Annotated in this window: 8 protein-coding genes and 1 pseudogene; 8 read left to right on the forward strand and 1 reads right to left on the reverse strand. The window is 42.9% G+C overall.

Translation table 11 applies throughout. From position 1 onward, the window contains the following. The first annotated feature begins 43 nt into the window (after positions 1-43). Complete coding sequence (gene nhaC / locus ORD22_RS13205) at positions 44-1,489, forward strand: Na+/H+ antiporter NhaC (protein ID WP_317646551.1); 1,446 nt, start codon at positions 44-46, stop codon at positions 1,487-1,489. 54 nt (positions 1,490-1,543) lie between these two features. On the opposite strand, the gene ORD22_RS13210 is transcribed toward nhaC, so the two are convergent. Then, complete coding sequence (locus ORD22_RS13210) at positions 1,544-2,794, reverse strand: HTH domain-containing protein (RefSeq protein ID WP_317646553.1); 1,251 nt, start codon at positions 2,792-2,794, stop codon at positions 1,544-1,546. A gap of 86 nt (positions 2,795-2,880) precedes the next feature. Here ORD22_RS13210 and ORD22_RS13215 point away from each other — a divergent pair, with 86 nt between their 5' ends. The 7 genes and pseudogenes from ORD22_RS13215 to ORD22_RS13245 all read left to right on the forward strand — a co-directional run. Beyond that, a complete protein-coding gene (locus ORD22_RS13215; RefSeq protein WP_317646554.1) occupies positions 2,881-3,993 on the forward strand; it encodes a mandelate racemase/muconate lactonizing enzyme family protein in 1,113 nt (370 codons plus the stop codon). Then, a complete protein-coding gene (locus tag ORD22_RS13220) occupies positions 3,993-4,655 on the forward strand; it encodes a GNAT family N-acetyltransferase (protein ID WP_317646555.1) in 663 nt (220 codons plus the stop codon). The genes ORD22_RS13215 and ORD22_RS13220 overlap by 1 nt, the downstream gene beginning before the upstream one ends. A 377-nt stretch (positions 4,656-5,032) precedes the next feature. Continuing rightward, a pseudogene (gene ureG, locus ORD22_RS13225) lies at positions 5,033-5,500 on the forward strand (urease accessory protein UreG); the annotation flags it as partial. Continuing rightward, positions 5,501-5,893 (forward strand): urease accessory protein UreD, encoded by a 393-nt coding sequence (locus tag ORD22_RS13230; protein ID WP_317646556.1) that lies wholly within the window; start codon positions 5,501-5,503, stop codon positions 5,891-5,893. Positions 5,894-6,173: 280 nt separating this feature from the next. Continuing rightward, positions 6,174-7,220: a selenide, water dikinase SelD gene (gene selD / locus ORD22_RS13235; RefSeq protein ID WP_317646557.1), complete on the forward strand. Its 1,047-nt coding sequence runs from the start codon at positions 6,174-6,176 to the stop codon at positions 7,218-7,220. Positions 7,221-7,241: 21 nt separating this feature from the next. Continuing rightward, positions 7,242-8,276, forward strand: a complete 1,035-nt coding sequence (gene mnmH / locus ORD22_RS13240) for a tRNA 2-selenouridine(34) synthase MnmH (protein ID WP_317646558.1) — start codon at positions 7,242-7,244, stop codon at positions 8,274-8,276. 44 nt (positions 8,277-8,320) lie between these two features. Further along, a partial coding sequence (locus tag ORD22_RS13245) for a flagellar type III secretion system protein FlhB (protein WP_317646559.1) occupies positions 8,321-8,575 on the forward strand: 255 nt, incomplete at its 3' end.

The raw sequence follows: 8,575 nt of genomic DNA on the forward strand, positions 1-8,575 counted from the left end.
ACGACGGTTTTGAATTATCTGAAAACGAACGGAGTGAACTCTGATGGAACAAACAGAAAAGCGGAATATAAGTATCTGGTGGGCGATCTTGCCACTTGTATTGATGATTTTAGTCATGATCATCACAGTAGTAAAACTTGAACAAGGTCCACATATGCCTTTGATTGTCGGAACTTCGCTGGCAGCTATTGTTGCATGGCGTCACGGCTTCTCATGGAAAGAAATTGAGGAAATGATGTATAAAGGGATTCGATTAGCTTTGCCGGCAGTCGTGATCATCATGCTAGTCGGTTTAGTGATTGGTTCTTGGATGGGCGGCGGAATCGTTGCGACGATGATTTTTTATGGTTTGAAAATTATTACGCCTTCCTGGTTTTTAGTAGCGATTGCTTTGATTTGTGCAATTGTTTCATTGGCTATTGGTAGTTCTTGGTCTACTATGGCGACAATCGGTGTGGCAGGCATGGGAATAGGTTTGAGTATGGGAATTCCTGCGGGTATGGTAGCGGGTGCTGTTATTTCAGGCGCTTACTTTGGAGATAAGATGTCACCTTTATCAGATACGACAAACCTCGCCGCGGGTTTGACGGGTACAGATTTATTCGATCATATTAAACATATGTTGTACACGACAGTTCCGGGATTGCTCATTGCACTTGGTGTGTTCGCATTCTTAGGGCGTAAGTTTGGAACAGGAGAAGCGGAGCTAACGTCTATTGCAAAAACATCTCAAGTGATGCAGGACAGTTTTATAATTTCACCATGGTTATTGCTCGTTCCGCTAGCAGTTATTTTGATGGTAGCGCTAAAAGTTCCAGCTGTACCAGCATTAATTATTGGGATTGTTCTTGGATTCGTGTCACATGTTACGCTTCAAGGCGGATCATTCGCGGATGCACTTGATGCATTGCAAAGTGGTTTTGCGATTGAGACGGGCAATCAGTTAGTCGATAAGCTGTTCAATGGCGGTGGGTTAGATTCAATGATGTATACAGTTTCAATGACGCTCGTTGCGATGACTTTCGGAGGAATTCTTGAGTATTCGGGAATGCTTCGTGCGATTATGAATCAGTTATTAAAGGTTGTGAAATCTACTTCTTCATTAATCATTTCAACAATTGGTGCTTGTGTTATGACAAATGCTACGTGCTCTGAACAGTATATATCCATTGTTGTGCCGTCAAGAATGTTCAGTAAAGCGTATAAAGACAAAGGTCTAAATTCTAAAAACTTATCTCGTGCGCTTGAGGATGGAGGAACTTTGACATCGGTGTTCATTCCTTGGAATACTTGTGGTGTCTTCATACTTGGGACGCTCGGAGTGAGTGTAGTAGAATACGGTCCATACGCCATATTGAACTTAGTTGTACCACTAATTTCGATTATCTACGCACTTACCGGTTTTACCATTGTGAAACTAACACCAGAAGAGCTAATGGAAATGAATGCGAGAGATGAACGGTTAGAAATGGAAGCACAACCCGAATAGTAGTTTTATACAAAGTGAAAAAAGAAAAGCACGGGCATCCGTTGCTTTTCTTTTTTAATAAATAGGCAAATGTAATTCGTAGAGTGCACGCGGTCTACCTTGTGCATAGGTCATTTCTTCACCAACAGTTTTAATCAATTCCTGATCAGTTAACTTTTTGATTGTTCGTTCTGCTGTTCTTCTCGAAACTTCTAAATAGCTTGCTAAGTCATTTGCTGTGAAGGAAGATGCTTGTCTAAATTGATTAAACTGAATTAGCTTAGAAATAACGGCTGGACTCAAAGAAGTTTTAGAACTAATATCAAGAAGTACAGGGTCTTCAAGCTTCATGGAAACAGCGGGTATGACAGTTGGCAAAGGTCCATGCAGTTGTTTCTTTTCGTCTAGCATGAAAACTCCATGGTTATCTGATTGTCTTCCTAAATCTAGAGCACTGGCAGCATTTTCTCTCGCTTCCACAATCGTTTGTCCGCATCCGAATGCTAGGGAAGCTATAGGGGACAGCGAGTGGATCAACTGTATAAATTTTTCGGTTTGTAAAGCAAATTCAATTGTACCGAGTGTGGTGTACAATTGGAATGCATCTTCTTCTTGCATAGATTGTGCATGCAAATGTGAAGCTAGTTGTTCTACTGTTTCATGATTGAACGAATCGGGCTGGTGGACTTTTAATAAACCGACAGCAATTTTAGTCGCTTCGCTTCTTTGGAGTTGGGCTTGCTGCGCGGCATCTTCTAGTGCGCGTATAATATTGCTGACAGGGTCAATCATTCGAAAGGCTGGAATTCCGGCTGCTTGAAGTTGGTCATAAACAGCATGAACACTTGTAACAGCCATCTTTGTCCGTCCACTACGATAGTGTGCGATATGAAAATTTACGACAGCTTGTAAATCACTTGTAGTCGCCAGTTCGTGAATAGCAGGTTGCTCCATAATGGAGAGATGATCCATATCTTGTAGAACGTGTTCGATGTGAGTTCGTTCTTTACTATCAATAGAAAGTTCATGGATCGATAGGTTTTTTTCTGAAGCAAGGTATAATAGAGTGACAGCAATTGTATTTTCATTTTGCTGAAGATAGAATGAAGGAATAGATAACCTCTGTACTATTTTTTCAGCGGCTATATAAGGTAAGGAGCCGGAAAATAAAATGGCGTGACAAGGTTTTAACTTTTGAAGCAAGCTAGGTGCTTCACTAGGATGCTCGTAGCTGTAGCAGTGGATACGTATATCTTTAGGAAGCGTCATTGCTTCAGTACGCTGACAGAATGCCGTTGATCCAACGAGTGCAATAGTGACCTTCATGTAATCCCTCCTAACGTCATTAACGACTATTTAACGACAATCATACAACGGCAGTGAAGATTTGCCAATAAGAAAGGAAATATTAAATGAAAATTACGGAAATAGAAGTATTTGCAATTCGTCTACCACTATACGAACCGTTTGTTATTAGCTATGCAACATACGATGACATGCCATCTATCATCGTGAAATTGACGACAGATACAGGTCATATTGGTTACGGCGAATCCGTGGCTGACGACCATGTAACAGGTGAAAGTTGGGAAAGTACATTCGCTGTCATTCACCATACTCTCGCTCCACAATTAATCGGTGAAAATCCGAGTCAATTTGAAAAAATCCATGAAGTGATGGACAAAGCGATTTATGGTGTGCCTTCTGCCAAAGCCGCACTTGATATTGCTTGTTTTGATGTAGTCGGGAAAGCATATGGTGTCCCAGCGTATGATTTACTTGGCGGTCGCTATCACGAGAAGTTTCCGATTACGCATGTATTGAGCATTGCATCACCTGAACATATGGCACAAGAAGCTGCAGATCGTGTAGCGGAAGGTTATGATTCATTGAAGATGAAAGTTGGGACTGACGCGAAGGAAGATGTGAAGCGGATTCAAGCAGTGCGTGAACGCGTAGGAAAAGATATTGCAATTCGTGTGGACGTCAATCAAGGCTGGATCAATAGTGCGACAACATTACAGGCGATGAAGCAATTGGAAAGCTGTAATCTGGATTGGCTAGAACAACCGGTAAAAGCAGATGACATTGATGGGTTAGTAGAGACCAAATCGAAAACGTCCACACCGCTAATGGCAGATGAAGGGCTGAAAGGCGTACGTGAGATGCGTGAAATTATCGCTAAACGTGCTGCTGATAAAGTGAATATAAAGCTAATGAAATGTGGCGGAATGTATCCAGCAAATAAACTTGCGCATATGGCGGAGATGGCAGGTATCGAGTGCCAAGTGGGCTCAATGGTCGAATCCTCAATCGGTTCTGCTGCAGGTTTCCACGTAGCGTTCTCGAAAAAAGTCATAACAAGTGTCGAACTAACAGGCCCATTAAAATTTAGTAAAGACGTTGGTAATCTACACTATGATGTGCCGTTCATTCAGCTTAATGAAAAGCCTGGACTTGGTATTGACGTGGATGAAAAAGCACTTGAAGAGTTGACCGTGCGCAAAGAAAAGGTGACGGGATGATGAAGCAAGCACTACAGGCTAATCTTTCCTTGCTAACAGAAGAGCAGCTTCCAGAGATTATGGCGTTGCAAGAAACAGTAGTTGCCGTTCTTGAAAAACCAGAATTTCTCCAGCCATTAACAGAGGCAGATTATCTGTATATTCTTAAAGGTAATGGAATGATGGCAGGTGCATTCGTCGATGATAAACTCATCGCGTTTCGTGCTATGTTAGATCCAGGAGAAGATGACGAGCATTTAGGTGTTGATGCAGAGGTTCCGACAGAACAACTTACAAGCGTCCTATACTCTGAAATTACCGGAGTAGATCCAGCATTCAGAGGCAATGGTCTCCAAACGATTCTCGGAAAATGGCTGATGGAGCATGTAGATGCAGATCGCTATCGCTATATTTGCACAACCGTCGCACCGTATAACATACCGAGTTTAAAAGATAAATTTGCGCTTGGTTTACAAGTAGCTGCACTGAAAGTTAAGTATGGCAACAAACTACGCTATATTTTAATCAAAGATTTAGAAGCGTCTGTTCAGACTAAAGCGAAGCAAGAACAACGAGTGTTAATGAGTGACACGGAACAACAACAGCAACTACTTGCAGACGGTTGGATCGGTCAGCGCATGGAACAACTAGATACTGATTGGTACGTTGTGTACGTAAAGTGAGAGCTGGACTGATGAAATACATGGTGTTTACAATATCCCTTTTTAACACATACTATCGAGCGTATGGTGAAAATGACAGCAAGGGAGTGACCGCGTGTTTGAAGGATTTAAATTAATTGATCCACTTTTTGAAGATCAGGTACACGAACGTCATCAATTTTGTTTGACGATTATTGGTAACGAGTACACGGGAGTTATAGAAGGTGGAGAAATTTCTTGGTATCACCCACAGCCCCAGACGGTGTGAGTGGACAGCACGTGAAAGAGGTAGAAGCAAGTGTGATTGCACTAGCAAAACGACAGTAATACAATCCAATTAAAGAAAACTCGCGCCGATGCATACTGGCGCGAGTTTTGTATTGTAGAAGAACGTATCTTTAATCCGGCATGGTGTCTTGCCTGAAGACCGCATCATTGGCGTGGAAAGGGGTGGATGTCCGCACACCGCGATCCGCGAAGATGCCTCGATGAATTTCTCCGCAATAGATGAATTAATCAGCAAGCATCCAGATTTAGAGATGATTTTCGTGGAAAGTGGCGGGGATAACTTAGCTGCTACATTCAGTCCAGAACTCGTCGATTTTTCCATCTATATTATAGATGTGGCACAAGGCGAGAAAATCCCGCGTAAAGTTGGACAAGGAATGATCAAATCCGATTTATTTATCATTAACAAAACAGACTTGGCCCCTTACGTCGGTGCTATTTTGGAAGTAATGGAGGCTGACACGAAAGTGTTCCGTCGGGAGAAACCTTTTGTCTTTACGAATTTAAAGGATAATACTGGGCTCGATGAAGTGCTTCATTGGATCGAGGAGCATGTGTTGTTAAGAGGCTTGACCTAAATGGAGGAGTGGACGGGACTTCTTCAGTTGGCAGTGGAGGATCGTAGGGGCAAGACGATGCCGAAGAGTGTCTACTTCCAAGGCGCGTTCAAAGTAATGCACCCCATTTATCATTCCGCATCGGGTCAAGCGTGTTATTATTTGCTAAATCCAGGTGGGGGTTATGTAGGCGGGGATCGCTATCGGATGGATATTACGGCCGAAAAAGACTCGCGCCTAATGTTAACGACGCAATTGGCAACCAAAGTGTATCGAACAACTCGCAATCATGTCTATCAAGAAGGGAACTTTCATTTGAAGAAAGGTAGTTATCTAGAGTATTTGCCCGATGCCTTAATCGCTTATCAACAGACTCCACGAAGAGTTGATTACGTCAGACGATTGCAGAATTAGTATTTCCCGTTTACCCACAGTTGGCTTTACGGTACGAATATTAGCCAATCAAACACAAGTAGTTGAGCGAGTGATTGGGCAATGTCGTCGATTCGCTAGCAAGGAATGGTATAAGGAGAAGCCGAGTTTTTTGAGAAAATATTAAATAATCGAGATGTTTCCTTCGCGTCGTAGAGGGAACATTTTTATGTAGTGTTAGCATTTCAAGTGCCCATTCGCTAAAGATAGGGAAGTCTGTGATAAAATTAATGTATTACACTATGAAAGGTTGATATCCTTAATGCGAAATTCATCTGTAAAGCTTACCTCATTATCTTCAAAAGGAGGCTGCGGCTGTAAAATTGGGCCAGCGGATCTTGCTGAAGTACTATATACATTACCACCAGGTCTATCTGATCCAAATTTGCTCGTCGGTCTCGATACAAGCGATGATGCAGGCGTTTATAAAATTAACGACACGACAGCCATCGTTCAAACACTCGACTTTTTCACTCCGATCGTCAATGATCCATATGATTTTGGACAAGTAGCAGCAGCGAACGCAATCAGTGACGTCTACGCAATGGGCGGCAAGCCGATTACTGCTCTAAATATCGTAGCTTTCCCAATCCACACATTGGAGCGCAGTATATTGACGGAAATTCTTCGCGGTGCTGGCGATAAGTTGAAAGAAGCCGGTGCAGTACTCGTTGGTGGGCACTCGATTGACGATCAGGAACCTAAATTCGGTATGCAGGTTACAGGGACAGTACATCCTGATAAGATCCGAACGAATGCAGGTGCGAAGCCCGGTGACCGATTGATTTTAACGAAACCGATTGGCGTCGGCATTATGACGACTTCTTTGAAGAATGAATTATTGACGGAAGAAGAAGAAATCCGAGTCACAAAAGTAATGACTACACTGAATAAAAAAGCGTCTGAAGTGATGGACGACTATACCATTCACGCAGCGACAGACGTTACAGGCTTCGGTTTGCTTGGTCATGCATCTGAAATGGCTAAAGGAAGCGGCGTATGTTTGCGTATCGATAACGAAAAAGTACCGGTTCTACCACGTACGAGAGAATTGGCAGAAGCAGGTTCTGTACCAGGTGGAACGAAGAATAACTTTAAACACGTAAATGACATCGTTGATTATCCTGAATCGCTTGATCAAATTGGTCGATGGATTTTATGTGATGCAGTAACGTCCGGTGGCTTACTCGTTGCCGTCGCAGGCGATGAAGCGGAACGTCTCCTTACACAGTTGCGAGAAGAAGGCGTTGATGCACATATTATTGGGGAAGTTACAGACGAGCAAAACGGTCGCATAATCGTGCAGTAAATCAAGGAAAAGGGGAACAACATGGTACGGGATATTACATTAACGGACGCATTGGATCTACAGAAACAACACGGACAAACCTTAGTTGATGTACGCTCACCTAAAGAGTTTGCGGAAGCGACTATTCCAGGTAGCATTAATATACCGATCTTTACAGATGAGGAACGGGCTGAAGTAGGCACGCTCTATAAACAAGTGGGCAAGGAAGCGGCGATGGATCGTGGTTTGGTGATATTTTCACAGAAACTGCCCTCTTTTATCGCAGAGTTTAAGAAAATTGAGACGCCGATTACAGTGTTTTGCTGGCGTGGTGGTATGCGCAGTAAAACGGCTATGACGGTTCTAGAATTAATGGGCATTCGCTCGAGCCGAATTAGTGGGGGAATCCATACATATCGTCAATGGGTTATAGAACGCTTGAAGGAGCCATTTACACCTCAACTAATCGTGTTAAATGGCTATACTGGTAGCGGCAAAACAAAGATTCTTCATAAGTTGATGGACGATGGTTATCCTGTCATTGATTTAGAAGGAATGGCTGGACACCGAGGTTCGATTTTTGGACAGATAGGCGTCAAGCCAAATAATCAGAAAAGTTTCGAGTTGTTGCTTGCGGACAAGTTAGTGAAATATGCTAACGAACCATATGTCTTTATCGAAGGCGAAAGCAAGCGGATCGGACAAGTGCATATGCCGGAAAATATATTTAAGAAAAAAGAGCAAAGCCCACAATGGATTATTCAGTTGCCAATATCGGTCCGCGTAGAAGAAATTCTTTCTGAATATAATCCGGAAAAACGACCGGAACAGTTTTTGGAAGCTTATTCTCGCATTCGCAAACGTATTCACCAGCCGATCGCTGCACAAATTCAAAGTGATCTTGAAGCAGGACGTTTTGCGGAAGCTGTTGAACAATTGCTGATATATTATTATGATCCGCAATACGATTATACCGTCGCCCGCTTTGAGAAGTCTGGGGAGCATGTGATTGAAGTGGATACTGTGGAACAAGCATATGAAGCATGTGTGCAAAGGTATAAGGAATTGATGAAATAAATTATATAGGCTGTCGTGGACTCCTAGTGTGTTGAGGATCTGCGATGGCTTTTTTTAGTGGCTTCGCGCTCATAGACCTTGTTTTCGCGCTCATAGATCTCGGCCCCGCGCTCATAAACCTTGTCTCCGCGCTCATAGACCTTGTTCTCGCGCTCATAAACCTTGTTTTCGCGCTCATAGACCTTGTTTTCGCGCTCATAGACCTTGTTTTCGCGCTCATAGACCTTGTTTTCGCGCTCATAGACCTTGTTTTCGCGCTCATAGACCTTGTTTTCGCGCTCATAGACCTTGTTTTCGCG

It is taken from the genome of Sporosarcina sp. GW1-11, from assembly GCF_033088395.1.
In the GTDB taxonomy this organism is placed as follows: domain Bacteria; phylum Bacillota; class Bacilli; order Bacillales_A; family Planococcaceae; genus Sporosarcina.

Bases quoted from the DNA above. Each gene is read 5' to 3' on its own strand.
- ORD22_RS13230 (WP_317646556.1), top strand. From the start codon at position 5,501: ATGGAGGAGTGGACGGGACTTCTTCAGTTGGCAGTGGAGGATCGTAGG.
- nhaC (WP_317646551.1), top strand. From the start codon at position 44: ATGGAACAAACAGAAAAGCGGAATATAAGTATCTGGTGGGCGATCTTG.
- ORD22_RS13210 (WP_317646553.1), bottom strand. From the start codon at position 2,794: ATGAAGGTCACTATTGCACTCGTTGGATCAACGGCATTCTGTCAGCGT.
- selD (WP_317646557.1), top strand. From the start codon at position 6,174: ATGCGAAATTCATCTGTAAAGCTTACCTCATTATCTTCAAAAGGAGGC.
- mnmH (WP_317646558.1), top strand. From the start codon at position 7,242: ATGGTACGGGATATTACATTAACGGACGCATTGGATCTACAGAAACAA.
- ORD22_RS13220 (WP_317646555.1), top strand. From the start codon at position 3,993: ATGAAGCAAGCACTACAGGCTAATCTTTCCTTGCTAACAGAAGAGCAG.
- ORD22_RS13215 (WP_317646554.1), top strand. From the start codon at position 2,881: ATGAAAATTACGGAAATAGAAGTATTTGCAATTCGTCTACCACTATAC.